This window comes from Anaerocolumna jejuensis DSM 15929 (genome assembly GCF_900142215.1).
In the GTDB taxonomy this organism is placed as follows: domain Bacteria; phylum Bacillota; class Clostridia; order Lachnospirales; family Lachnospiraceae; genus Anaerocolumna; species Anaerocolumna jejuensis.
Genome location: NZ_FRAC01000023.1, coordinates 51,421 through 77,883 on the forward strand (window position 1 = coordinate 51,421; position 26,463 = coordinate 77,883).

At 40.4% G+C, this 26,463-nt stretch carries 24 protein-coding genes; 20 read left to right on the forward strand and 4 right to left on the reverse strand.

Annotated features, from left to right (window positions below; translation table 11 throughout):
* Positions 1-154: 154 nt before the first annotated feature.
* The 4 genes from BUB77_RS20380 to BUB77_RS20395 all read left to right on the forward strand — a co-directional run bounded on the left by BUB77_RS20380 (position 155) and on the right by BUB77_RS20395 (position 5,879).
* Entirely contained in the window at positions 155-1,468 is a 1,314-nt protein-coding gene (locus tag BUB77_RS20380; RefSeq protein WP_073278692.1) for an extracellular solute-binding protein, read from the forward strand.
* A 109-nt stretch (positions 1,469-1,577) separates the two neighbouring features.
* Complete coding sequence (locus BUB77_RS20385) at positions 1,578-2,966, forward strand: carbohydrate ABC transporter permease (RefSeq protein WP_073278693.1); 1,389 nt, start codon at positions 1,578-1,580, stop codon at positions 2,964-2,966.
* Positions 2,966-3,841, forward strand: a complete 876-nt coding sequence (locus tag BUB77_RS20390; RefSeq protein ID WP_073278694.1) for a sugar ABC transporter permease — start codon at positions 2,966-2,968, stop codon at positions 3,839-3,841. Before BUB77_RS20385 ends, BUB77_RS20390 begins: the two co-directional genes overlap by 1 nt.
* A gap of 262 nt (positions 3,842-4,103) precedes the next feature.
* On the forward strand, positions 4,104-5,879 hold the full coding sequence (locus BUB77_RS20395; RefSeq protein ID WP_084124518.1) for an alpha-amylase family glycosyl hydrolase: 1,776 nt from the start codon (positions 4,104-4,106) through the stop codon (positions 5,877-5,879).
* A 203-nt stretch (positions 5,880-6,082) separates the two neighbouring features.
* On the opposite strand, the gene BUB77_RS20400 is transcribed toward BUB77_RS20395, so the two are convergent.
* Positions 6,083-6,304: a YaaL family protein gene (locus tag BUB77_RS20400; RefSeq protein WP_073278695.1), complete on the reverse strand. Its 222-nt coding sequence runs from the start codon at positions 6,302-6,304 to the stop codon at positions 6,083-6,085.
* Between the two features lie 123 nt (positions 6,305-6,427).
* Here BUB77_RS20400 and BUB77_RS20405 point away from each other — a divergent pair, with 123 nt between their 5' ends.
* The 15 genes from BUB77_RS20405 to BUB77_RS20475 all read left to right on the forward strand — a co-directional run bounded on the left by BUB77_RS20405 (position 6,428) and on the right by BUB77_RS20475 (position 23,311).
* Positions 6,428-6,706 (forward strand): pro-sigmaK processing inhibitor BofA family protein, encoded by a 279-nt coding sequence (locus tag BUB77_RS20405; RefSeq protein ID WP_073278696.1) that lies wholly within the window; start codon positions 6,428-6,430, stop codon positions 6,704-6,706.
* A 177-nt stretch (positions 6,707-6,883) separates the two neighbouring features.
* Positions 6,884-7,465, forward strand: a complete 582-nt coding sequence (locus BUB77_RS20410) for an A24 family peptidase (protein ID WP_073278697.1) — start codon at positions 6,884-6,886, stop codon at positions 7,463-7,465.
* Between the two features lie 24 nt (positions 7,466-7,489).
* Positions 7,490-8,446, forward strand: a complete 957-nt coding sequence (locus BUB77_RS20415) for a P-loop NTPase family protein (RefSeq protein WP_073278698.1) — start codon at positions 7,490-7,492, stop codon at positions 8,444-8,446.
* The gene (locus BUB77_RS20420; protein WP_073278700.1) at positions 8,443-9,675 is read left to right on the forward strand and encodes a TadA family conjugal transfer-associated ATPase; all 1,233 of its coding nucleotides are present in this window, start codon (positions 8,443-8,445) and stop codon (positions 9,673-9,675) included. Before BUB77_RS20415 ends, BUB77_RS20420 begins: the two co-directional genes overlap by 4 nt.
* A gap of 217 nt (positions 9,676-9,892) precedes the next feature.
* On the forward strand, positions 9,893-10,636 hold the full coding sequence (locus BUB77_RS20425) for a type II secretion system F family protein (RefSeq protein ID WP_084124520.1): 744 nt from the start codon (positions 9,893-9,895) through the stop codon (positions 10,634-10,636).
* Between the two features lie 22 nt (positions 10,637-10,658).
* The gene (locus tag BUB77_RS20430) at positions 10,659-12,158 is read left to right on the forward strand and encodes a type II secretion system F family protein (protein ID WP_073278704.1); all 1,500 of its coding nucleotides are present in this window, start codon (positions 10,659-10,661) and stop codon (positions 12,156-12,158) included.
* Positions 12,159-12,195: 37 nt separating this feature from the next.
* The gene (locus tag BUB77_RS20435; RefSeq protein ID WP_073278793.1) at positions 12,196-12,363 is read left to right on the forward strand and encodes a Flp1 family type IVb pilin; all 168 of its coding nucleotides are present in this window, start codon (positions 12,196-12,198) and stop codon (positions 12,361-12,363) included.
* Positions 12,364-12,625: 262 nt separating this feature from the next.
* Positions 12,626-15,043, forward strand: a complete 2,418-nt coding sequence (locus BUB77_RS20440; RefSeq protein ID WP_073278706.1) for a DUF5702 domain-containing protein — start codon at positions 12,626-12,628, stop codon at positions 15,041-15,043.
* A gap of 294 nt (positions 15,044-15,337) precedes the next feature.
* On the forward strand, positions 15,338-16,279 hold the full coding sequence (locus BUB77_RS20445; protein WP_170866701.1) for a TadE/TadG family type IV pilus assembly protein: 942 nt from the start codon (positions 15,338-15,340) through the stop codon (positions 16,277-16,279).
* A 43-nt stretch (positions 16,280-16,322) separates the two neighbouring features.
* Positions 16,323-16,745 carry a prepilin peptidase gene (locus BUB77_RS20450; RefSeq protein WP_073278709.1) on the forward strand — a complete coding sequence of 141 codons (423 nt, stop codon included), beginning with the start codon at positions 16,323-16,325 and terminating at the stop codon, positions 16,743-16,745.
* Positions 16,742-17,317, forward strand: a complete 576-nt coding sequence (locus BUB77_RS20455) for a TadE/TadG family type IV pilus assembly protein (protein ID WP_073278711.1) — start codon at positions 16,742-16,744, stop codon at positions 17,315-17,317. The genes BUB77_RS20450 and BUB77_RS20455 overlap by 4 nt, the downstream gene beginning before the upstream one ends.
* 16 nt (positions 17,318-17,333) lie before the next feature.
* Positions 17,334-19,265, forward strand: a complete 1,932-nt coding sequence (locus BUB77_RS20460; RefSeq protein ID WP_139241257.1) for a DUF6382 domain-containing protein — start codon at positions 17,334-17,336, stop codon at positions 19,263-19,265.
* 113 nt (positions 19,266-19,378) lie between these two features.
* Positions 19,379-20,872: a glycerol kinase GlpK gene (gene glpK / locus BUB77_RS20465; protein WP_073278713.1), complete on the forward strand. Its 1,494-nt coding sequence runs from the start codon at positions 19,379-19,381 to the stop codon at positions 20,870-20,872.
* 197 nt (positions 20,873-21,069) lie between these two features.
* A complete protein-coding gene (locus BUB77_RS30530) occupies positions 21,070-22,134 on the forward strand; it encodes a rhomboid family intramembrane serine protease (protein ID WP_242962556.1) in 1,065 nt (354 codons plus the stop codon).
* A gap of 175 nt (positions 22,135-22,309) precedes the next feature.
* Positions 22,310-23,311, forward strand: a complete 1,002-nt coding sequence (locus BUB77_RS20475) for an SCP2 sterol-binding domain-containing protein (RefSeq protein WP_073278714.1) — start codon at positions 22,310-22,312, stop codon at positions 23,309-23,311.
* 117 nt (positions 23,312-23,428) lie between these two features.
* Here the strand turns inward: BUB77_RS20475 and BUB77_RS20480 are convergent, their stop codons facing one another.
* A complete protein-coding gene (locus BUB77_RS20480; RefSeq protein ID WP_073278715.1) occupies positions 23,429-24,169 on the reverse strand; it encodes a sensor histidine kinase in 741 nt (246 codons plus the stop codon).
* A 163-nt stretch (positions 24,170-24,332) separates the two neighbouring features.
* Here BUB77_RS20480 and BUB77_RS20485 point away from each other — a divergent pair, with 163 nt between their 5' ends.
* Positions 24,333-24,755, forward strand: coding sequence for an HIT family protein (locus tag BUB77_RS20485; protein ID WP_330392647.1), 423 nt, complete (start codon positions 24,333-24,335; stop codon positions 24,753-24,755).
* A 114-nt stretch (positions 24,756-24,869) separates the two neighbouring features.
* Here BUB77_RS20485 and BUB77_RS20490 read toward each other — a convergent pair whose 3' ends face one another.
* The gene (locus tag BUB77_RS20490) at positions 24,870-25,943 is read right to left on the reverse strand and encodes an undecaprenyldiphospho-muramoylpentapeptide beta-N-acetylglucosaminyltransferase (RefSeq protein ID WP_073278716.1); all 1,074 of its coding nucleotides are present in this window, start codon (positions 25,941-25,943) and stop codon (positions 24,870-24,872) included.
* 2 nt (positions 25,944-25,945) lie between these two features.
* Positions 25,946-26,185, reverse strand: coding sequence for a TIGR03905 family TSCPD domain-containing protein (locus BUB77_RS20495; RefSeq protein ID WP_073278717.1), 240 nt, complete (start codon positions 26,183-26,185; stop codon positions 25,946-25,948).
* Positions 26,186-26,463: the final 278 nt, after the last annotated feature.

Genomic DNA, 26,463 nt, shown 5'->3' on the forward strand with positions numbered 1-26,463 from the left:
ATTGAAAAGGGGAATTTATATGTCTTAAGGCATATTGATTCAGCAGGGAGAAGGTATAATTCCTGCAGATATATGGCATTTGATTGCCTAATCTATAATAAGGCTGAGTTATTTATTAACTTGGCAATATGTAAAAAAGGAAAGAGGTAGAATTATGAAAAAAGTATCAAGACTTCTTGCGTTACTTATGGTTACCATGTTAGTAATCAGTAATTTTGCAGCATGCGGTAAGAATGAGGGGAAAAATACCGGCTCAACGGGTACCAATGATTCCGCACAGGCTACGAAAGCCCCTGATGAAACGAAGGCTCCTGCCAAAGCTGAGGATGTAGCTTTAAAAGTGTGGGCTCCTGAAAATCAGATTCAGCCGGGCACCATTGATTCCATGTGCAAATCCTTCCAGGCTCTGCATCCTGAATGGAATATCAAATTTACGGTAGAGACTCAGGGAGAAGATACAGCAAAAGATGAGATCTTAAAGGATGTTACGGCAGCTGGTGATGTATTCTTTTTCGCAAATGACCAGTTACAGGAGCTTAAAAATGCAGGTGCTATTGCAAGACTTGGCGGTTCAACAGAAGAAATGGTAAAAACCACTATGACTGAGCAGGTAGTAAATACGGTTACCATTGATGATGCTGTCTATGCAATTCCTTTCACACATAACACCTTCTTTATGTATTATGATAAGTCCCTCCTGTCAACTGACGATATTAAGTCACTGGAGAGTATTATGGCAAAGAAAACCTCCGATGGCGTATATAATTTCTGCTTTGATTCAGCCGGAGGATGGAAATTAGCTGCCTGGTATTATGGTGCAGGCTTATCAATCTATGGTGACAGTGCTACTGATTTTGCAGCAGGCTGCAATTGGAATAATGCAACAGGATTGGCAGTAACAAATTACATGATTGATTTAATTAAGAATCCGAAATGTGCTTATGCAGACGATGTAAACATATCTGAATTAGCAGGAGCTCATAAACTTGGTGCCTGGTTTGACGGTTCCTGGAACTACCAGTTATACAAGGATGCTTTAGGGGATGATTTAGGTCTTGCCGTTATTCCTACCTTCAATCCTGATGGGAAAGATTATCAGTTAAAGAGCTTCTATGGTTCAAAATGTATCGGCGTCAATGCTCAGACGAAGTACCCTGAGGCAGCGGTAGCCTTTGCAGCATACTTAGGCAGTGAAGAAATGCAGAAACAGCGCTTTGTAGAAACAGCACAGGTTCCTACCAACAAGGCAGTAAGTGAATCAGCTGAAGTACAGGCAGATCCGGTTGCATCAGTTCTTGTACAGGAATCCAATATGGCGTCCGTATTACAGCCAAACTCTGCTGAATTTACATCAAGATTCTGGCCGAATATCACTGGCTTTGCTACGGAAATCAGAAGTGGTGATTTTAATAAAAAGAATGCGCAGGAAAAGCTTGATACTTTCGTAAAGACCTTAAAGGTAGAATAATTATACGGAATTATTAAGATGTTATGCAGAAACGGAATGTCCTGGTAACCGGGCATTCCGTTTCTGATATGTAAACCGGAAGAGGTTAATGAAAATAAGGAGGAAGAAGATGGCCGGCAAAAAGCATAAAACAACTGAGAAATCAGCCTCTTATAATGATACCAGCTTTGGTACTGCATTTATGAAGGGCAATATAATAACAAAATTATCTGCTGTTGTCTTTGGTCTGGGAAATATCCTTCACAAACAGATTATACGCGGTCTGTTGTTATTGGGCATGGAAGCTGCTTATCTGTCCTATATGCTTAATAAAGGATTTAAGGCAATTGGTGACATGATAACACTTGGAACGAATCTGCAGGAAGAAGTTTTTAATGAGAAGAAGCAGATATATGAGTACGCTGTGGGAGATAACTCCATGCTCTGCCTTCTATACGGCGTTATAACTTTTGTTTTGACAGTGACATTTTTATTTGTTTTGGTTTCTTCTGTAAAAAGTGCTTATAATACACAGAAGAGAATAGAACTTGAGAAACCTGTTCCCACCTTTGGTGATGATCTGAAATCTTTAGGACAGCAAAATCTGCATAAAGCGCTTTTGTTTATTCCTATTTTAGGTGTTTTATGTTTTACCATTATACCGCTGATTTTTATGATTCTCATTGCATTTACAAATTATGACCAGAAGCATCAGCCGCCGGGCAATTTATTTGACTGGATAGGCTTTGATAATTTTATTGCAATGTTCAAGACCGGAGGAGATTTAGCGAAAACTTTTTGGCCGGTATTTTCCTGGACGATCATATGGGCAGTAATTGCTACTTTTTCCTGTTATATTCTGGGAATGCTGCTGGCACTTATTATTAACCGCGAGGGAACACATTTTAAAAGCTTCTGGAGGTTCCTGTTTGTATTGTCAATTGCTGTTCCTCAATTTGTTTCCTTACTGACTATGAGCACAATTTTTAATACAAATGGCCCCGTAAATTCATTTCTGCGGACCCTGGGATTAATCAGTACGCCAATTCCATTTTTGACGGACCCGACTTTGGCAAAAATCACAATAATCTGTGTTAATATATGGATTGGCGTTCCCTTTACCATGCTTAGTACGACGGGTATATTGCAGAATATCCCAAAGGATTTATATGAGGCAGCCAGGGTTGACGGTGCAAATGCCTTTGTTACTTTCATGAAAATTACCTTACCGTATATGCTGTTTGTAACAACTCCAAGTCTGATTACTGCTTTTACGGGTAATATCAACAACTTTAATGTTATATTCCTGTTAACAGGAGGAGGCCCGCAAACACTGGATTATTATTATGCGGGCAAGACAGATTTGCTGGTTACGTGGCTCTATAAGATGACGATTACGAATAAGGAGTACAGCTATGGAGCAGTTATCGGTATTATCGTATTTATCATACTTGCGGTAACATCCTTGTTAACATACCGCCGTACGGGGTCCTATAAAGATGAGGAGGCGTTCCAATAATGAGCAGACAAATAAATGCGGCCCGTTCAATGAAAAAGGTTATTCAGAATTTAATTGTTCATATCTTTCTTGCTATTACCGGATTCATCTGGGTCCTCCCTATTTTTTTTGTTATACTGACCTCCTTCCGTGCGGAAAAAGGTACTTATACAAGCTATATCTTTCCTAAAAACTATACACTGAATAATTACCATAAGTTATTTTCCCAGGCAGGGAGCCTTGTGTTTACAAAATGGTTTATGAATACCCTCCTGGTAGCAATAGCAAGCTGCCTGATATCAGCATTTTTCGTACTTTCGATTTCTTATGTATTATCGAGATTGCGTTTTAAAATGCGTAAAAAGCTTATGAATATTGCACTGATACTGGGAATGTTCCCCGGATTTATGTCAATGATAGCCGTTTATTATATTCTAAAGGGGCTAGGCCTCCTGGAAAACGGTCCTTTTAAATTGTTTGCATTAGTTCTGGTATATTCGGCCGGCTCCTGTCTGGGCTTTTATATCGCCAAAGGCTTCTTTGATACAATACCTAAAACAATTGATGAAGCCGCCTATATTGATGGTGCAACGAAATTTCAGGTATTTAAAAAGATTACCATTCCGTTGTCAAAGCCGATTATAGTAAACACCCTGCTGACTTCTTTTATGGCTCCGTGGGTGGATTATATTTTCGCAAAGGTAATTCTGGGTCAGGACAGGCAATATTATACCATCGCTATCGGCTTATGGACAATGCTCCAGAAAGAGTTTATCCAGTATTATTACACAACTTTCTTTGCGGGCTGTGTAATTATCTCCATACCGATTGCAATACTGTTCTTATATGCCCAGAGGTTCTATGTGGATGGAATGTCGGGGGCCGTTAAGGGATAGTATTGATAGCATTTACCTGGTTCGAAAGAATGTAAATGGATACTGTTTAACTTGAGCAAAATCATTATTAATAAGATATCATCATGGAAGGCCGCTGTGTAAATTGAAATAGTTTTACAGCGGCTTTTTGTGTTATTTGGTATGAACAGCCTGGCTCAGCCAGGTCTGCAGGGGTATAGTTTGAAAAATACAATGTATTTTTCAAATTGAAGATGAATTCATAGATATTAATTTAATGGGCTAATATTTGGAAAGGGGTTAAATGAAGAGAATTATATATGGACTTTGTATTACATTACTAATGGCACTTTTTTTGACAGGCTGTTCCGGAAATAAGGCTGCTGTCAAGGAAAGTAACAATCCTGTTATTGAAAAGGGAGAGGAATCAGGAACAAAGGAAAAGGCCGGTACCGGGGAAGGGACGGATAAGATCTCCGGTAATCCTGCAAACTCCGGTACCCAAAAGGCTGAGGAAGGGGCAGCAGAGGATTTGGCAGCATTGACGCCGGTAAAACTAAATGATAATTACGGAACCTATTATGAGGTGTTCCTATATTCATATTATGACAGCAATGGTGATGGAATTGGAGATATCAATGGCTTGATCGATAAGCTGGATTATCTCAATGACGGAGACCCAAAGACAACAACGGATCTGGGAGTGAACGGAATCTGGCTTATGCCGGTAATGCCCTCCGACAGCTACCATAAATATGATGTTAAAGACTATTATAACATTGACCCCCAATATGGTACTATGGATGATTTCAAGCGTCTGATAGCAGAGTGCAATAAGAGGGGAATCAAGGTCATTCTGGACCTGGTGCTCAATCATACATCCACTCAGAATCCCTGGTTTCAGTCCGCAGTAAAAAGTCTTGGTATAGAGCCCTGCGGGAAGAAAAAGTGTACTCATAAGGAGCTTTGCAGAGAGCACAATCCCTATGTTGGATATTATAACTTTATAGAAGGCGGCTCTGCTAAAAAGAACTATCACAGTACCGGAACAGGGGACTGGTATTATGAGGGAGAGTTCAGCAGGAATATGCCGGACTTAAACCTGGATAATAAGGCCTTAAGAAAAGATATCGAGGACATAATGAGCTATTGGCTTGCGATGGGAGTTCACGGCTTCAGGCTGGATGCCGCCCTTCATTATTTTTCCGAAAATACGGGTAAAAATAATGAGGTCCTTTCCTGGTTAAATACCTTTGTTAAGAATAAAAAGAAAGACAATTACATAGTAGCAGAGGTCTGGACGAACTTATCCCAGTATTCCCAGTATTACAAGAGCGGGATTGACAGTGTATTTGACTTTGACTTTGCGACAGAAGCCGGAATCATTGCAAAGACGGTTAACAGAAGGGCAACGTCTTCTCCAGGTATCTATTTTGCACAGGCTTTAGAGCAGGTACAGGACAGTATTAAAAAATATAATCCCAATGGCATTGATGCTCCCTTTTTCACCAACCATGACACTGCCAGGGCCTATGGCTATTTTGCAGGCAGTCTGGATAAGCTAAAGCTGGCAGCCGGTATGAATCTGACAATGACAGGGAATGCCTTTGTGTATTACGGAGAAGAGATTGGTATGACGGGAAGCAGAAAAGATGAGGATAAAAGGGCTCCCATGTACTGGTCGGATACCGATTCTGCCGGAATGACCAAGGGCCCTGCGGGAATGGATGAACCCTCCTATCCCCTTGGAAGTGCGGAAGAACAGGCAAAGGATTATGCTTCTTTGTACAATTATTATAAGAAGGCCATTGCCTTACGAAATGCCATTCCCGGTATTGCAAGAGGTGAGGTTGAGGTTGTAACCTCCGTAACGGACATGGACGTTACGGCTGTTACAAAGACATATAAAGGCAGCAGGATTCTGCTTTTGTATAATTTTTCGCAGGAGGCAAAGCAGATAGATGTAAGGCCGCTTAAGGTCAGTAAGCTTCTTGGCTCCCTGGATACGGAAGGGGCAAGAACAGAGCTAAAGGATGGGGTGGTTACACTGCCGGCCTATTCTATTGGCATATTGGAATAAAGGAATGGTTTGAAAAATGCGCTGCATTTTTCATCTTACTGTCTGAACAGTTTCCTAATATAAAAACCCTGTATGAAAGATGTTGATTTTCCTATCATACAGGGTTCTTTGCAATTTAATAAACAGCATGACATATCAGCCATGCTGTTACCATAAAATATTTTGTCTCATCTGATTTCCTCTTACGTCCTAAAATTATGTTTCTAGATGGCACTGTATTCATCATCCATTATTTTTGCCTGTTTTAAGAGAAATTTATATCTTTTTTGGACAGCATTCACTTCATAAATATAGCAGTCGATTAAATCAGGATCTACCACATTCTCAAAATTGGAATAAGCTGATTCCAGAGCAAGCTTTGTCATTTGGATTTCATTTAACAGTGCTTCGTAATCTTGCCTTTTTCTTTTTGCAAATAATTTCATAATTGCTCCATTCCGCCCTTTTACGGCTTATATAAGAAATAGGTTATTTATAGTATAGTCAGGGAATTACCAGAATATACTACATTAGATAGAAAAATATGCTAATTTACAGAAAGGAATTGTATGGAGACGAAGTGGTATTTTCTGGCGGCTATTTTGGCGGTCTGTGTCTTTTTGCTGATAATTGGCTTTTTAAAAAGCCGCTATGACCTTGTGGTAAACTTTATTCTCAGGATATGCCTTGGCTTGCTTGGAATTTATCTTCTTAATACAATTTTAGCAAGCAGCCATATTACTCTGGGAGTTGGGGTTAACAGCCTGAATGCACTTGTAGTGGGGCTGTTGGGAATGCCGGGCTTTTTATTGCTGTATGGAACAGCGGCATACTTTTATTTTACATAGCCTTTGGCCCCTATGAATATATGATATCTGAATGCGTCAGGAGAAGAGACAGGTAAAAACTTACAAAGATTTGCAGGAATTTTATGTAAAGTAATGAAATTGCCTCTCTTTGGGTTTCTTTAGTTGACAAAATAATACAAGCTGGTGTAAGATGGGGACATCTTATAAAGCAAAGAGGTGAAGTCTATCGACTATAAGTTCCTTTGTATTATCTTTCTTCTCCTGGCAGCAGTAAGAGAGGATTTTAAGTCTTATAAGATACCGAATTACCTGATAGTTACAGGCATTACAGCAAGTTTTGTGCTGCATATGGCAGAACATGGTTTCTTAAGTATCTTATTCTGGGTTCCGGGAATTTTTCTTCCCTTCCTTCTTCTTTTTCCCCTGTTTGTTATCCGAGTGGTAGGCGCCGGTGATATTAAACTGTTTTGCGTTATTGGAGGCTTTTATGGCGCGGAATTTGCTATCCGGACAATCCTTTCATCCTTTCTGGCAGCAGCTGTATTTTCTATTATCTATATTATTCGAAAAAAACAAATCCAAAAGAGATTTCTTGTATTAAAAAACTACATATTAAAACTATACCTGGCAAAAAACATGAGAGAAAAGGAGCCTCATTGGTATCATTATTATGACAGGAATACGGATAAAGGCGAGGGAATTATACATTTTTCAGTTTCCATCCTTACCGGGTTCGTGGCAGTGGATATCTTGGCGGTCTATTTTCCGGGCATTTATTATTTCTCAACTTTTTTGTAGGCATTCTTTCGGGAAGGAGACAAATTGTATAAGACACTTGCAATCTTTGACAAGGATGCAGAGTATTTAAGACATCTTGCAGATTATTTAAAAACCAAGGCTCCCGGACTCTTCCAGGTTAAGTTGTTTACAAAGGAGGAGGCCTTAAAGGAATTTTTAAAGGAGGAAGGGGTAGATATTCTGCTTTTAGCGGAAGAAACGCCGGAGGCTGATAGTATGGCGGCGTACTGTATCCATCTGATACTCCTTGTCCAGACACCTGAGCAGGAAAAAAAGCTTTCACCCAATGCAATATATAAATACCAGCCAGGTGAGGCTATCCTTAAGGAATTAAGAAAGCGGCTGCCGGAAGATGCCTTAAGAAATACAGGGCAGCAATCTTTTCAAAAGGAAATAATCAGTATCCTGTCTTTAAATCCTGGCAAAGTAAGCCAAGGCTTTTCCTTAGCCCTGTGGGATGAAAAATGCAGGGAAAATCGGACTCTATTTACTACTCTTCTAGCCTATCCTCTTCTAAAGGAATTAAGAATTCAGGAGGGGGAAACAGGCTTATCGGAACTTATTTATTATCTGAAACAGAATTCATCGGGACTACCCCAAAAATTAAAGGAATATGTACAGCGAAGGGAGGGCTTTGAATATATCAAAGGGGTTTCCTTTGGCACGGACCTTAATGAATTGACAGCAGAGGATGTGAGCAGCTGGTTTTCAATTCTTTTGCAGTGGGAGTACGATACGGTTATTTTTGAGATTGGTACTCTTACACAGGCTTCCCTCAAGGTACTTGCGGAAAGCTCTGTTATTTACCTGGTATCAGAGGAGGACAGGCTATGGGAAGAACAGCTTAAAAGCTTTTTACAGCAGCTGAAATGGGCCGGCTGGGAAGATCTCCTTGACAAGATTGTAAGGGTCACGCCGGACAGGGAGCAGATTACCGCTTTTGAAGGCTGCCTTCTTATGGGACTTAAGGAGGGAGAGTGAAAAGACAGGAGATCATAGAAGAAGTAAGAAACAGGATTGATTTAACCAGAGAAATAGAGGATGAGGAAATTCTAGAGGCTGTGGATGAACTGCTCCTTCGGAAGGGCAGAGAGGAATTTATTACCCTAAAGGAGAAAAATGAGCTAAGGAAGGAAGTATTTAACTCAATCCGAAGACTGGATGTACTCCAGGAGCTGATAGAAGACCCTCAGATTACGGAAATCATGATCAATGGTTATCAAAATATCTTCGTGGAAAAGGCCGGAGCAATCTTTCCCTGGAAGAAGCAGTTTGATTCTGAAAAAAAGCTGGAGGATATTGTACAGCAAATAGTTGCGAAAACAAATCGTATTGTGAACGAGGCCAATCCTATTGTGGACACCCGCCTGAAGGATGGCTCAAGAGTAAATATCGTACTTCCGCCCATATCGCTGGAAGGCCCCGTCATAACCATCCGTAAGTTCCCCGAAAAGCCCATTACCATGGAGCAGCTGATACAGATTGGTTCCGTAACGGAGGAAGCTGCTATGTTTTTAAAGAAGCTTGTACAGGCCGGGTACAATATCTTTATCAGCGGAGGCACCGGCTCCGGCAAGACTACTTTCTTAAATGTATTGTCCGGATATATTCCCTCTGATGAAAGAGTGATTACCATAGAGGATTCTGCGGAGCTGCAGCTTAAAAATATTCCCAATCTGGTAAGGCTTGAGGTAAGAAATGCCAATGTAGAGGGAAAAAATGAGGTAAGCATCCGACAGCTTATTAAGACCAGCCTTCGTATGAGGCCAAATAGAATTATTTTGGGAGAAGTAAGGGACGGAGCAGCCCTTGACCTGCTTCAGGCCATGAACAGCGGACATGACGGTTCCCTTTCTACCGGGCACGCTAATTCAACAGCCGATATGCTAAGCAGACTGGAAACCCTGGTATTAATGGGAGCGGATATCCCTCTCATGGCAGTCAGGCAACAGGCCGCCTCGGCAATTGATATTATGATACACCTTGGAAGACTGAGAGACAGGTCCAGAAAGGTTCTTGAGATTACGGAGGTGCTGAATATGAAAGAAGGAGAGATACAGTTAAACAGGCTCTATGCTTTTGAGGAGACCGGCGAAGACGGAAGGGGAAGAGTCCTTGGCGGCTTAAAAGCTACCGGTAATGCTCTTAAGAATCAGGATAAATTAAAAGCTGCCGGGCTTTCGTATGGGGCTGCTATGCAAGTAAAGTAAAGCTAGTGGAGAGACAGATTGAAAAATGAGATACATTTTTCATATTTTTATTTAAGCAGTATCGCAAGCAGGCTTGGGATATGCATGAATATTAAAATGAAATAGATTAGGATAAGGAAAACAGCAGGGAAAAGGGGTAAGTAAAAAAAGAGTTAAATAAACAATACTGACAGACAAAACAGGCCAGCCAGGCCGGATGAAAAGGAGAGGTATCGGGGTGATAGATGACTATAATAAATATCAATACAGTAAAAAGGAGCTTTCTGCGTTAACTTTCCAGGGAACTTTTCTTTGTATCATCTTTGGATTTCTTTTTTACAACAGTCTTATTGGAATTCTCATACTTCTCCCACTTATTATTGTTTTTGTGAAAGGTAAAAAGGATGATTTTATCAGTAAGAGGAAATGGCAGCTGAACTCGGAGTTTAAGGATGCGCTCTCAAGTCTTATTGCAGCTTTAAATGCAGGCTACTCGGTTGAAAATGCCTTTTATCAGGCAGTGGTTGACTTAAGACAGATGTATGGAGAGGATTCTTTGATTGTGGGAGAGTTCAGCGGAATTTTAAAAAAGCTGCATATGAATCAGAACACAGAGGATATTTTAAGTGACCTGGGAGAAAGGAGCAATGTGGAGGATATTAAGAATTTTGCAGAGGTATTTCGTACAGCGAAACGAACGGGCGGTGACATTATCCGTATTATGCGGAGTACGGAAAAAACCATAAGTGATAAGATTGAGGTTGAAAAGGAGATTCAGACCCTGATTTCAGGAAAACGGCTGGAAGCTAAGGTTATGAATATCATGCCCTGTGGGATTATCTGCTATTTAAGGATTACTTCACCGGGGTTTCTTGCTCCTCTCTATGGAAACATTGCGGGGGTGTTTATGATGACAGCTGCACTGGCTGTTTATTATGTAATTACCCGGGTCACAAAGAAGCTGACCGACATACGGGTATAGCTGCTTTAGAAAGGAGGTTGTCATGGTAATTATTCTGAGTGTAATAATCATCCTATTTCTCTTCCTGATGATATCAGTAAGAAATTATGAAAAAGAGCTTGTCAGCTCTCTTATAAAAAAAGAACACCCACTGCTGTTTTTATACCCTTTAACATTTTTTCTGATGGATAAAGCAGACGGCTTTCTGAAAAAGAGCAAAATAATTCCCTCAAAGGCTATAAAATCCCTTGGAAATGAGAAATTACAGGGAAATTTAAAATCCCTGCATATTGGAGAAAATCTGGAAAGAGCAGTACGCATACACAGAGGCAGAAAGCTTGCCCTGGCTCTTTTCATGTTTATTCTGTTTGATGCTATGGCTTTTCTTGGCGGACTCAATCAGGAGGGCGGTAAACTAATCGAGGGGAAATACCTTCAAAGGCCATCCTGGAAGGAAGAGGACACCTCTGCCACGTTAACGGCCCTGATGAAGGATACTGCCGGAAAACTATTTCAAAAAGAGCTTAAAGTGCCTGTTTCTGCGGAATGTCTTACAGGAGAAGAGATAGAAAAGGAATTTGATAAGGCAATTGCTTATCTTGATAAGAATACCCTTCAAAATAACAAATCCGCTGAGCTTATCTATTCTTCCCTGGAATTTCCAAAGAAAATTCCAGATACGAAGATCAAGGTAAACTGGTCCAGCAGTGATATGGAAATACTTGAAAATGATGGAACGGTACATAACGAAGAGCTGGAAGGGAAGAAGCTTATAGAGGTTACAGCGAAACTGGCCTTACAGGACAGGAGTATGACCTTTACCAGGGCATATATGGTACAGCCAAAGATTTATACAAAGGAAGAAAAGGCAGTAAAAGAACTGGAAAATACCTTAAGGGATGAGGATGAAACCAGCAGGAACCAAAGACGCTTTAATTTGCCGGGGAGTATTTTCGGCTATGCTGTCAGCTGGCAGGAAAAAAAGGATAGTATGGCAATTAAATTGTTCCTGCTTGGCCTGGTGGCAGCAGGTTTCAGTAGTCCTTTGACAAACAGGGAGGTATCCCAAAAAGCAGAGAAAAGAAAAAGGGAACTGTTACTTGATTATCCGGAAATAATCAATAAGTTCTTACTCCTTGTAAATGCAGGAATGTCCATATCCAATGCATGGGTTAAAATCACAGAGGATTACCGGAAAAAGAACGGAGATAAACGGTATGCCTTTGAAGAAATGGAATTTACGGTAAAGGAGCTTAAGATGGGAGTATCAGAAAGTACGGCTTATGAAGAATTCGGAAGGCGGATTAAGCTGATGCCTTATCTCAGGTTTAGTACCCTTTTAACTCAAAATATCCAAAAGGGTTCTCCGGATTTTATAAGAATACTGGAGGAGGAGACCCTTAAGGCCTTTGAGGAAAGAAAGGAAGCGGCCAAAAAGGCCGGAGAGGAAGCAGGTACCAAGCTGCTGATTCCCATGGTGATAATGCTTGTTTTAGTTATGGCAATCATATTGGTTCCGGCTTTGTCCTCCTTTCAGCTATAGGATGTTTATAAATACCGGAACAGGAAAGGAAGCGAGTATGAAACTATTAAAGGAATTTTTAAGTGAAGAAGATGGCATAGGTGTAGTAGAGGTAGTATTAATCCTGGTGGTACTGATTGGACTTGTAATAATTTTCAGAGACGGTATTACAGGAATCCTCAGTAATATTATTAAACGAATTAAAACAGATAGTGACAGCGTTTAAAGAAGTATGTAAGGAGAGTGTGAAAATTAAAAAGCAATTTTCACACACAAGATTGAGCCTGCGAAATCCTCGGCTCAATCTTGCGGCGCGTTGGAAAGGCATGGCGGAGAGTGTGAAAATTAAAAAGCAATTTTCACACACAAGATTGAGCCTGCGAAATCCTCGGCTCAATCTTGCGGCGCGTTGGAAAGGCATGGCGGAGAGTGTGAAAATTAAAAAGCAATTTTCACACAAGTGCCTGCGAAATATATATGAGGTGTATATGAAAAAGAAGGAAAGCGGTGTTATTACAGTACTTTTAAGTATCATATTGCTTGCGGTTCTGGCACTTATTCTTACAACTGTGGAAGCTGTCAGGCTTAACGGTGGGTATGTCATGTCAGACAGGGCCTTTGATACAGCCATGGATTCAGCATTTGCAGGGTATTATTCTCCGCTGTATGAGGAATATCATATATTCGGACTTGATACAGGATTTGGCGGGAAGGATGCAGATTACAATGCTTTGACAGACAAGCTGAAGGAATATATGGATTATACCTTTTATCCAAGAAAGGACATGGAGGAGCTTCCTGTTAGCCTGCCCTCCTCCTTTGAACCCTATGGCATAACAATAAAGAAGGTTGATATCACAAGTACCCAGACCCTGTTAGATAAAAAGGGGGAGCTGTTTGCAAGGCAGGCCTGCGAATATATGAAGTACAGAATTCCGGAGGATGGTATCAAAAGCCTGCTAGAAAATCTTAAAATTACGGAAAGCGCAAAGCAAACAGGGGAAATCTTAGAACAAAGGCAGGAAGCGGAAGAAAGGGCAGCAGAGCTTGAAGGCAGGGTACTAAAGCTTATGGAGGTTATTGACGGTTTTGAAATGAAGAAGCACGGAGTAAAAACCAATGGGGATATGGCTAAAATAAAGGACAGCTTTATAAAGAAGGTATGGACGGGGACAGTTGACAGAAATAGTCTTAGCATCGATAATGACTGGCTGTTTCAATCCGTACAAAGTCATTATAAAAATCCTCTTACGAATATACAAGGAATAAGGGGAGAATTATCAAGTCTTTCTGACTGCGTAAATATGCAGGAAGAAGCAAGCAGAAGATATCAGCAGCTGTTAGCTGTTGATACCTCTCAATATACCAGGGAAGAGAAGGAAAACCTTGCTGATGAAATCGATGGAGTACAGGAGGATATAGAAAATTACAGAGAGGAAGAAGAACGATTAATAGAGAATCTTAACAGGGAGGGAGCTTATCTGACAGGTATTTTGGATGATGAAACAAATTCTATAAATAATGCTCTTAAGATATTAGGTGAGATGAAGCCTTTAAGTGAAAAGGTTAAAGAAGAGACAGCAAAGTATGGAGAAGCATTAAAAAAATACAAGGAAGACAGGAAGGAAGGGGTATCGGAAAATATACCTGAAGCTCTTTCTATGGCTGAGCCTGGTACAGAGGGAGCGCTTCAATATGACTTTGAGGGAATGAAGGCTTGCCTTTCTGCCAATAAATCATTGATAGAAAATTGTCTTAAGCAGAAGGATTTATCACTATCCTCCAATAAGACTTCCTGGGAGACCTATGAGAAAAATTTGCAGGTCTATGAGGAATGCGTCAGGAACCTTGATTTTAGCCCTCTTAAGTTTTCCTATTCTGGCTGCATGAAGCCAAAGGACAGTAATCCGTTTTTTGAGGGAGTAAACAAAATCCTGGGCAATGGCTTAATGGAATTGGTAATTGAGGATACGGACAGGGTTTCAAAAAACAAGATAAGCACCTCAGAACTTCCCACAAGCATTATGAATTCAGGAGTAGCAGAAAAGGAAAAGAATACGCCTGGAAAAGAATTTGGCCTTGATAACAAAAAGGAGGTATATTCCCCGGTGTTTTCTTCCCTAAAGGATTCCCTGAATCTGAAGGAAGAAGGAACTGATATCCTGAACAATGCCTTATATTCAGAGTACGTAAAAGAGCATTTTGGTGATTATTTGCAAGGGCAGAAGTCTGGTACAAAGGTATTAAGCTATGAAAAGGAGTATATCCTGGGGGAAGAGGAAAAGGATGAAGAGAATCTGAAAGAGATTATAAATAAAATTGTACTTTTAAGAAGCCTTACGGATACCATAACGCTCCTTACAGATACAAAAAGCAGGGAAGAGGCGCAGGTGATGGCAGCAGGCTTCGTAGGCTTTACCGGAATGCCTGCCATTATTGAAGCTGTGAAGTACGTAATTATTGTAACCTGGGGATTTTGCGAGGCACTTGTGGATACGGCAGCTCTTTTTTCAGGAAAGAGCGTGCCGGTAATCAAGCAGAAGAAAGACTTTTCACTGGGACTTACGGATATATTGGGACTGACAAAAGCGAGAATTATAGAAAAAACATCCCATATGAAAGCAGATGGAGGACTTGGCTATGTGGATTACGAGACCTGTCTGAATATATTTTTATTCCTAAAGAACAGAGAGAGTAAGATTTACCATTCTATGGACCTGATTCAGGAAAATCTTCGGGCAGAATATGAGGGTAGCTTTTCCATTAAAAATTGTCTGGCAGGCTTTGGGGCAGAAGGTGAATTTCAGATGGAGAGCAGGTTCATTGATTTTCCTTTTATAACAAAGGACAAAGAGCTGGCAGATGGGGTATACAGTTACCACATAAAGAAGGACTATGCATACTAATTGCCATGCCTTCCCAACGCACCGCAAGATTGGGCTGAGGATTTCCCAGGCACGATCTTGTGTGTGAATTATGCTTCTCAATAATTCACACTAATCCACATGCATATCGCAAGTTTACTTGTGATACTGCTTAAATAAAATTTGAAAAATGCATTGCATTTTTCAAAATAATATCAAAATAAAGCGGACAAGGATATCCGTCTTACCAATATAAAAGCAATCTCTCTCCGGGAAGCATCATCCACTATATACATGGGCGGATATCCTTGTCTACTTTATGGAAATGGAAATAAGATGGGCATAAATACTAGTAATAATCGTAATTGCAGAGGGTCCTTAACAGTAGAATGCACTTTGGTATTTCCGCTGTTTCTCTATGCAATGTTAGCAATCATGTATTTCCTGCAGATCTATCATTTGCACGATATGCTCCAGCAGGCAATTACCAAAGAAGGCCTTAACCTTGCCAGATATGGATATGTATATCAGTATATAAAGGATTATGAGGGAAAAGGAGATCTGGGTGAGAAGGGCGAAAATAAGCAAGAACCTGGCAGCATAGATACCCATGAAGAATCGAAAGATTGCGGAAAATCAGATACACTCAAAGACCTTCTTATAACAAAAAGCATTAACGCAGCCTTTTTTCACTTTAAGCTTCATGATTATGTCAATGAGGACTATATTAATAAATCCATCATAGCGGGAGGAATGGATGGTATATCTGCCTATCTATCTGATTTTATGGGAGAGGATGACCGGATAGATATCATACTTACCTACTTCATTAAACCACCTATTGCACTGCCAAAGGAAGGTGATTTTTTCATCCTTCAGAGAGTCAGTGTACGGGGCTGGAACGGATACCGGCCTGATACCGGAGAAAAAGAGGGAGAAGGAGAGGAAGATAACGTATATGTTTATATTACGGAGAACGGAAGTGTGTATCATTTATGGGAGGACTGTTCCTATTTAAAGCTGTCCATAAGGGATGTACCTTTTTCTAATATAAAGAATCTCCGCAATATTTATGGCGGTAAATATTACCCCTGTGAATTGTGCAGTGACGAAGTAAAACCTACCGGAACGGTTTACATTACCGATACAGGTGACCGTTACCATAGTGATATTAATTGCAGTGGGCTGAAAAGGACTGTACTTAAAATACCTCTTTCGGAAGTGGGCAATAGAAGCTTGTGCAAAAGGTGTCAAAAGCGGCAGGGCTCAAAGCAGTAATGAGAAAAGGGACAGAAAGAAATAGGAAAGAAAGGGTGGGAAGATGAAGGTACTATCAGAGATATTAATGAGTTTGTGGCTTTTTTTATGTGGGTGGCAGGACTTTAAAGAGAAAAAAATATCCATAGCCATGTTAGCAGCAGGCAGCTGCTTATTGGTGATTTTTCTGGCAGCAGGGGGGATATCTGTTACAAGCCGTCTTTTGGGGCTGGGGACAGGCCTTTTACTGTTACTCTTAAGCAAGCTGCTAAAGGGACAGATAGGTTTAGGGGACGGAATTGTAATATGTATAACCGGACTATGCCTTGGCTTTCGGGATAATTTGGGCCTTTTTGTCTTCAGCCTGACTATTGCAGCCTTTATGTCATTAGTACTGCTGCTTCTTAAAAAGGCAGGGAAGAAGGATACCATACCCTTTATTCCTTTTATTTTTCTTTCCTATCTTGGAGGGCTATTCCTATTATGAAAAAGAAACAGGAGGGCAGCTATACCCTGGAAGCAGCAATTCTATTTCCGATGATTCTATTTATAATAACCGCACTTCTATACACCTGCTTTCTTTTCCATGATAAGGCGGCAATAGAAGGCGCTGTACACCATACTGTTCTTGAGGGAGAAAAAACGGTCAAAAAGAGTATGGACCCGGTTTCTGAGGCCATAAATTATGAAAGTTATATAAAGGAAGGAATCCTTCGGCTGTTATATGACAACAGGGAAGAGGAAGCTTCCCTGAAAACATTGCTTCAAAATATCATAACAGGAAAAGTATGGATTGCCCATATATCAAATGTTACAGTTGAAATAAAGAAAAACGAAGCTAATGTCTGTGTAAATTATGGATTTGATATGCCAATAAGAGGAATATGGGAATTCTTTAAAAGCGGAGGTACGGAATTTAGTTATAAAGAGATAAAGAGCTTTGATAATAATGAGGAATTTATCAGAGTTTTTCAGATAGCAAGGGATTCGGGGGAGGAACTGCCGGGGGCGGACAGCATTTTAAATATGCTGCAAAAATCAATTAAGGTACTGCAATAGGAGAAATGAGGTGCTTATGGAAGGTGCAGACATCAGACTGAAAAAAGAATTTATAAAGGATATGAAAAGCAACTATCTGGTTCTAAAGGGAGAGGGCTCTGAAAGAAGTTATAAGAATAAAATGCTGGCACAGTATACCATTCCAGGCCTATTAAGGACAGAAATCAGAAGCATTGATAATATTGAGCTTTTTTATTATGACATAACGGATTTAAAAACAGTTGAAGCCATATGCAAAGATAGAATTTTTCATTTTTCAGAGGTAAAGGACCTTCTGGAAGGAATCTTTCAAACAATTGACAGCGGTCAGGAATATTTTTTAGAGCAGGATGATTTTATCCTCCATCCGGAATATCTGTTTGTGAAAGAAGGTCTGAAAAGTCTTCAGTTGTGCTATTTCCCGGGCTATGGGGAAAATATCGTGAACCAGCTGGCAGTTTTGTTTGAGGTTATAATGAATAAGGCAGACTATAAGGAAGAGCCGCTGGTGCTTTTAATATATGCCCTTTATAAAGAAAGCAGGGAGAATAATACCACCCTTTATAAGCTGAAGGAAATATTAAAGGCATACAATCATCCGGAAATTAAAGTTAAAAAGATTTCGCCCCAGGAGGTAAAAAGTCTTGAAAGCGAAGCAGCGGTAGGACAAGAAGTAAACAATTTTGTAAAGCCCAGTGTTTTACAAAAAACCAATATTTGGGACAAGTCCAATATCTTAGCAAAGTCTGATAACTTACTAAAGTCCAATAACTTACTTAAGCCCAATACCATAATGAAGTCAAATATCTTTCCAAAGTCCAATTCTTTATCAAAGCCAAATGCTTTCCAAAAGTCCGATTCTTTATCTAAGTCAAATGCTTTTTCAAAGTCCAATGCCTTGCTGAAGTCTAATACTTTATTTAAAACGAACATCCTAAAAAGAGAAACTGATAGCCAATTAAAAGAAGGAAAAGAAAAAGCCGAAGCCGAAGTAAATCTTTCCGGCGAATATGAAAAACAGGAAGAAATCAGCTACTATGAAATACAGACCTATATAATAGCAGGAGCTGTTGCGGCTGTTGGAATAGGTGTTTCAATAATACTTTATAAAAGCGGTGTACTATCAAACCAGATGGGAGAACCGGATATAGTAAAGGTGGCAGCAGGAATTGCAGTAATAGTATGTTTGGTGGGATATGTATTTTCCAAATTATTTGATCCTAAAATGAAGAGCACCAGGATGGTTACAAAGGTGGTATATGAAGAAGAGCAGGAGAAAAAGGGGGAAGGAAATAGCCTTAGGGAAAATAGACCATTCAATCCAGGGAAGGAAGAGCGTTTTAACAAAGCAGATAGAAGAGAAAGCTATTTAGAAGAAAACTATGCAGGAGAAAACAATACTAGTGAAAACTATAGAAGAGAAAACCATGCGGAAGAGAACAATACAGGTGAAAACTATACTGGAAAAAACTATGTTAGAGAAAACTATAGAAGGGAAAACTATGTAAGAGAAAACTGCGAAAGAGGATACGCTGTAAAAGAAAACAGTATCAAGGAAAATGGAATGAAAGAAAATGAAATGATTGATGAAGAAGGAGAGTACGTTACACAGATTTTAGCAGAGGAGGACAAGACAGAAATTTTATATGCCAAGGCTGCAAAACCGTCCTACTGTCTGGTAGCTAAGAATAAAGAGAATCCCATTGATATTCCCATTAAAAGCTTTCCCTTCTACATAGGAAAGGATAAGAACCGTAACCAACTGATTTTGAAGGAAAGCAGTGTAAGCAGGCTCCATGCAGTAGTGACTATAAGAGAGGAAGAGGTATTTTTAACAGACATTGGTTCTACCAACGGAACCTTTGTGAATGGACAGAAACTGGAAAAGAATCATCCGGCCCTGATAAATAATTCCGATGAGCTGGCTTTTTCCAGAGAGGTTTTTCTATTTAAGGTAAAAGAATTTTAAGCTGATCAAAAATGCAGAAAGCTTGTATAAGTCATGGATTAATAGTATAATCTACCATTATAGGGTGGCACAGACAGAGTATACTATAATGTAAGTGTCATTTTGGAGGGTGTATGAAGGACTATATCATGGCTCTTGATCAGGGAACTACCAGTTCAAGATGTATTCTATTTAATAATCAGGGAGAAGCTGTAAGCAAAGCACAAAAAGAATTTGAGCAGATTTACCCGGCAGCAGGCTGGGTAGAACAGGATCCTATGGCAATCTGGTCCTCTCAGATTAGTGTGGCAGCAGAAGCCATGGCAAAGCTGGGAGTAGGAGCAGAGGATATCTCTGCCATTGGGATAACAAATCAAAGAGAAACGACCGTTTTGTGGAACAAACATACAGGGGAACCGGTTTATAATGCCATTGTATGGCAGTGCAGAAGAACTTCGGATATGGTACAGACAATAAAAGCAAACGGATTAGACCAGGTGATAAAGATGCGCACAGGGCTTATTCCGGATGCTTATTTTTCTGCCACCAAGATTAAATGGATTCTTGACAATGTTAAGGGAGTAAGGGAAGAGGCAGAAAAGGGTAATATTCTCTTCGGGACAGTAGATACCTGGCTTATGTGGAAATTAACCGGCGGAAAGGTATTTGCTACGGATTACACCAATGCTTCCAGAACCATGCTCTATGATATCCATAAGTTATGTTGGGATGATGAAATTCTTAGGGCACTTGATATACCCAAACAAATCCTGCCGGAGGTAAAGCCCTCCAGCCATGTATTTGGATATACGGAAAAGGGACTTCTTGGCGGTAAGATTCCTATCTGCGGAGTAGCAGGAGATCAGCAGGCAGCCCTATTTGGACAATGCTGCTTTGAAAAGGGTGATGTTAAGAATACCTACGGCACAGGATGCTTTCTCTTAATGAATACCGGAAATATGCCGATAGCATCTAATAACGGGCTGCTTACTACAATAGCAGCCTCGGAAAAAGGGAAAATACAATATGCCCTGGAAGGAAGCGTATTTGTTGCCGGAGCAGCAGTTCAATGGTTAAGAGACGAATTGCAGATAATCAGAAATGCTGCCGAAACAGAAGAAGCGGCTATGGAAGTAGAAGATACCAACGGTGTTTATGTGGTTCCGGCCTTTTCGGGGCTAGGGGCGCCTTACTGGGACCAGTATGCCAGAGGGACCATTGTAGGTATCACAAGAGGCTTTCATAAGAATCATTTAATCAGAGCAACCCTGGAAGCTATTGCCTATCAGACCTATGAGGTTTTAAAGGCAATGGAGCAGGACGCAAAGGTAGAAATTAAAAGTTTAAAGGTAGACGGAGGAGCCTCCTCCAATAATTTTCTGATGCAGTTTCAGGCGGACATCCTTGACATAGAGGTGTCAAGGCCTTCCTGTGTGGAAACGACTGCGCTGGGCGCAGCCTATCTTGCCGGCCTGGCTATGGGATATTGGAATAACAAAGAGGAAATTAAACAACACGGAGATGGGTCAAGGGTATTTTCACCGGACATGGAAGAGGAATTAAGAAAGAAAAAGCTTCATGGATGGAACCGAGCCGTAAGAAGATCCTTTGGCTGGGAAGAAGAGTAGCGTAAAATAGGTTATGCATGAGAGTCAGTGTGAAAATTTGAAAAGCAATTATCACACAAGTGCCTGCGAAATCCTCAGCACAGTCTTGCGGTGCGTTGGGAAGGCATGGCGCTTAGTGTGAAATAAAAGATATTTCTCACTCTGATTTATAACATTGCCGCAGCTGCAGGCAGATGCGGCATGCAATGGGAGCTAGTATGTTTATTGACGATATCAGAAGTTTTTTTGCGGAAAGTAATTTAAAACCAATAGCGGTAAATGCAGACAGAATTTCTCTCTATTATCAGGATAGGGAAGAGGGCTGTTATGCACTTATAGTTTTTGATTGCCCGGAGGGAGCAGAATTTACTGCTTCGCAATACCAAAATATCAAAAGGCAGATTTATGACAGCCTGGCACAAGGCAGCCCCAAAAGAGTCTATATGCATACGATTCTGGTAACCGGGGATGTCAGCAGGGCCTGCCAGATTACAGGCAAGGAAGCGGAATCCTGGATTATTGATACAGGGAATTACAGGCTGATTATTTATGAAAACCAAAATTATAATTTTATCGGTATAAGAAGAGGACTGGAGGATTTCATATTAAGGGAGTATAGTCCCTTTGAGACTGGAAAAGAGGAAGAGATGCCCCATGAACCTTTAAGGTACAAGGAAAAAAGTAACCTTTCGAGGTATTTTTCTCCGGTTAATACAGCGATTGTTCTTTCAAATATACTGGTATTTCTTATTGTAAACAATCTGCTGCCTGAAAGTACAGGAGATATATATGTAAATAAGGGAGCCCTCTCCTGGCGGGATATATTGGAGAACGGGGAATATTACCGGTTGATCACCTATATGTTTTTACATTCCGGATTAAGCCATTTGACAAATAATATGATAGTGCTGCTGTTTATCGGAGATAATCTGGAAAGGGCCATGGGAAAGTGGAGATACCTGACGGCATATTTGGCTTCCGGAATTTTAGCCGGGGCTGTCTCTATTTTTTATAATATGATAAAATTTAATAATATTATATCAATTGGTGCCTCGGGAGCCATTTTTGGAGTAGTAGGCGGAATGGCATATGTTGTAGCTGTTAACCGGGGAAGGCTTGAAAATATCAGCACCAGGCAGCTTGTATGGTTTGTAATATTCAGTCTTTATGGAGGGCTGACCAGTCAGGGAGTTGACAATGCCGCCCATATCGGAGGGCTTTTAAGCGGTTTTCTACTGGCGGCACTTCTTTATAGAAAACAAAAGAAAAATCATATTGGATGAAAGACGTGAAAGAAAGGCACTTTCTCACCCCATTATTTATAGCGGAATCTAAGACAAGCCTTCGCTAATCAATGGAATAAGTGTTGAAGATGTCATTTTCACTCTAAAAGATTCCGCCATGCGGTTTCATTCATCAGATTATATGCCGCCAGGGGCGGCAGAATGAGAGGTAAATATGAATATTAATATTTATTACGGAGGAAGAGGACTGATTGAAGACTCTACCATATATGTAATCCACAAGTTGACCGAAGTATTGGAAGAGCTCAGGGTCAATGTAACAAGATATAACCTTTATGAAGAAAAGAATGGAATCGCCATGCTTCCAAAGACATTAAAGGAGGCAGACGGGATTATTCTTGCTGTGAATGTGGAATGGTTTGGAATCGGCGGCTTTATGCAGCAATTCCTGGATGCCTGCTGGCTGTATGCAGACAAGGAGCATATCGGAAAGCTTTACATGCTCCCTGTGGTTATAGCTACTGCCGGGGGAGAAAGAGAAGCGGAAAGCTATCTTATTAAAGCCTGGGAAGTATTGGAAGGCAATGTTCTGGATGGCATAAGGGCTTATGTGGAGGATCATGTGGATTTTGAGACCAACAAGGCATACGGACTTATGATAGAAAAATATGCGGAACAGCTTTATAAAGCTGTAAATCAAAAAGCCAAGATGCTGCCGGGAAGCAATTTCCTCTTGAACAGGCAATTACTAAAGGGCAGTATTAATGACCTGACACCCCAGGAGAGTGAGCAGCTTTCCGTATATGTGTCGGATGATACCTATGTGAAGAAGCAAAAGGAAGATATTGAAGAATTGGCCCAGATATTTAAAGGAATGTTAAGCGGCAAGGACGAGGAAAATGAGGAGATTCTGCCAAAGCTTATTGAAAATTACCACAGTATAAAGGATACGGACGTAATTTATGAAATCACATTTTCTGATTCCGATAAAATTATTACGGCAGAGATAAAGAACGGGAAACTTAACTGTTATTATGGCAAGGGAAGCGGCAGTGCGGACGTAGAAGTAAAACTGCCTTTAGGTGTTATGAAAAAAGTCATAGCAGGGAATATTACTATGCAGATGGCTTTTATGTCAGGAGAGCTGACGGCGAAAGGCAATTTCAGCCTGCTTCGGATCTTCGACCAGGCTTTTCCCTTTAAAAAGGCTTCATAAGAGAGTCAAAGGATTACCGGGGCAGGTAATCCTTTGAGACAAAGTGGATAAAATACATTCAAGTTCCGTGGAAAATAAACCTTAAGGGGAGGTTTATTTTAACAGGGAGTTACTCTCTTACAAGGGAAGGTTGATATAAAAGGAGGTTTCTTCCCTTTCAGATTTTACGGTCAGGGAGCCGCCGTGGGCATTGATTATATTGGATGATATAGCCAGGCCTAACCCGGTACCGTTCGCTTTATATGTTACAAAAGGAGTAAAAATAGTAGGGAGGACATCCTCTGGAATTGGGCTTCCATTGTTGCTTATGGTAATCAGAAGATTGGATGGGTCCTCTGATTTACAGGCAATGCGGATGTAATCGCCCTTTTCAGTAGCTTCCAAAGCATTTTTAAGAATATTGATAATTACCTGTTTCATTTTAATGCGGTCAAAAGAATACAAGGTGTAGCAGGGGATATTTTCATTATCAATGGAAAGTAATACTTCCACACCCTTCTGACTGGCAGCAGCCTGGAAACTGGCTAGTATGGACTTTAATAGTAGAAGGATATTTTGATCTTGCCGGTTCACAGCATTGCTGTGATTATATGTACTAAAATCCTCCAATAAAAGCTCTAATTCATGGATATCATCTTTTAGCTGCTCCCAATATTTGATATTTATTACTTCCGGATTATTGGCTTCAATAAGCTGGGAAGTGCTTTTTATCAATGTCAGGGGATTGCGCAGCTCATGACAAATCTGTGAGGAGATGCTTTTATACCCATCAAGGCTTTTGGTCATAAAATAAGCAAAATCATCATTGGAACTCATTAAATCCTGTAATTTATGTTGCTCTTCGTTGGAAAATAACATATTGTCCACCTCCTGAGATTATATTATCAGAATATGTTTTTTTTTACAATAAAATCTAATTTACAGGAAACGACAGTTAATTCATAGAAATTCCTTGTAAAATCAAGGATTGCATGCATTTTTGTCCTACAGCTGTAGGAAGAAAGGAAAAGGAGAGAGAATTATGATTAATAATTGTGTATTTTGTAGTATTATTGGGCACGAAATTCCTTCTGCTACTATATATGAGGATGAAAAAGTGATAGCCATACTGGATATAGCGCCCTCTGCAAAAGGACATACGGTATTGATACCTAAAAAGCACAGTAAGGATATTTTTGAATTGCCGGAGGAAGATGCAGCTCACATTTTTACTGTCGCAAAGAAGATTGCCGGTGTTTTAAAGGAAGAGCTTCAATGTGACGGTATCAATATCCTGCAGAATAATGGCAAGGCGGCTGGCCAGACAGTGTTTCACCTTCATGTCCACATCATTCCCAGATATGATAATGATACTATAAAGCTTACCTGGACTCCCGGAGAATATAAAGAGGGCGAGATGCAAGGTTTAGCAGAGACGCTGGCCAGGAAGGTAAAAGAATTTTAAGTCGGAAAGCGGATGGTGAAAAATATAAAAGGCTGCTGCAAAATAGCTGATTTACGTATAAAGCTATTTTGCAGCAACCTTCTTTTTATGACATTCTTTCTTTATTTTTCCGGTTTACTTTCCCTGCTTTGTCAATTCCTTGATTAATTTAACGATCGTATCAATAGAGTCATTAAGTTTACTTTGGCTCATAGCTTTTATATATTCACTGCGCGTATCGTAGACGTTCTCTACGCCCTTTAACAAGGTATCCGTAGTAAGCTCCTCTTCCTTTATCACATAGCTGAAGCCCTGTTTTTTAAAGGATTCCGCATTTAATATCTGATCTCCTCTGCTGGAAGCAGCCGAAAGGGGTATCAGTAAATTGGGCTTTCTAAGTGAGAGAAGCTCACAGATAGCATTGGCACCGGCTCTGGAGATAACAACGTCGGCAGCAGCGAGTAAATCACTTAGCTCTTTCTTGATGTATTCAAATTGGACATATCCCTTTGTACCGTTTAAGCTTTCATCCGTCTTATCTTTGCCGCACAGGTGCACAACCTGGTATTTCTTTAACAGCTCCGGTAATGCCTGCCGCACGGCTCCGTTGACTGCTGCGGACCCGGTACTTCCTCCTACAACCAAAAGAACAGGCTTCTCCCTGGTAAAGCCGCAGAAATCAAGGCCTAGCAGCTTATTGCCTGCAAAGAGTTCCTGGCGGATGGGGGTACCGGTAAGGATTGCCTTTCCCTCAGGAAGGTATTTGACTGTCTCAGGAAAATTAGCACATACTTTACTGGCGGAGGAAATACTAAGCTTATTGGCCAGGCCTGGGGTTATATCAGATTCATGGATAATTACCGGAATGCCTCTTTTCTTGGCAGCAAATACAACAGGAACGGAAACAAAACCGCCTTTTGAAAACACCACATCCGGCTTTAGCTGTTTCATTAGCTGGGAAGCTTCAAAATAACCCTTTAATACCTTAAAGGGGTCACTGAAATTTTTAGGGTCAAAGTAGCGCCTTAGTTTTCCAGAGGAAATTCCATAATAGGGAATCTTAAGTTCTTCTATCAGGGAACGCTCTATTCCCTGATGGGAGCCGATATATTGAATATCGTAACCTGCTTCCTTTAATGCCGGCATAAGAGCAATATTAGGTGTAACATGCCCTGCTGTACCGCCTCCGGTTAAGACAATGCGCTTCATTTCTATTTCCTCCATTCTTTTAACGCTTTTGATAACTGGTCGGGACATGAGGTAGCCTTGCGTCCGCATTTCGTTCCTTCAAGTTTTTCAATTACGTCCTCAACTTTCATTCCTGCAACCAGTTTGGACAGGCCCGCCGCATTTCCGGCACAGCCTCCGTTAAATACTACTTTTTTAACAATATCATTTTCAATTTCGATATCTATATCGCTGCAGCATACACCGCTGGTCTTATATATCATATGTACACCAATCCTTTCAATAAAACATTACGTTAGATATTTAAAAAGTTATTTGCAATAAGCATTGAGCTGGTATGAATAATAACATACTTTTTTATTATAGCATCTTTTTAAGGCAGTGCAAGCAGCAATTCCATAAAATTGCTCCCAGGTATTTGCTACGGCTTTGCTGGAGAAAAAATTCTTTAAGCCGAAGCAAAAATTCTTTATAGCTTGCAGGAAAAGGTACAGTCCGATATAATAATTTTAATTGGTATTATTTATGATGCTTCGGCAGA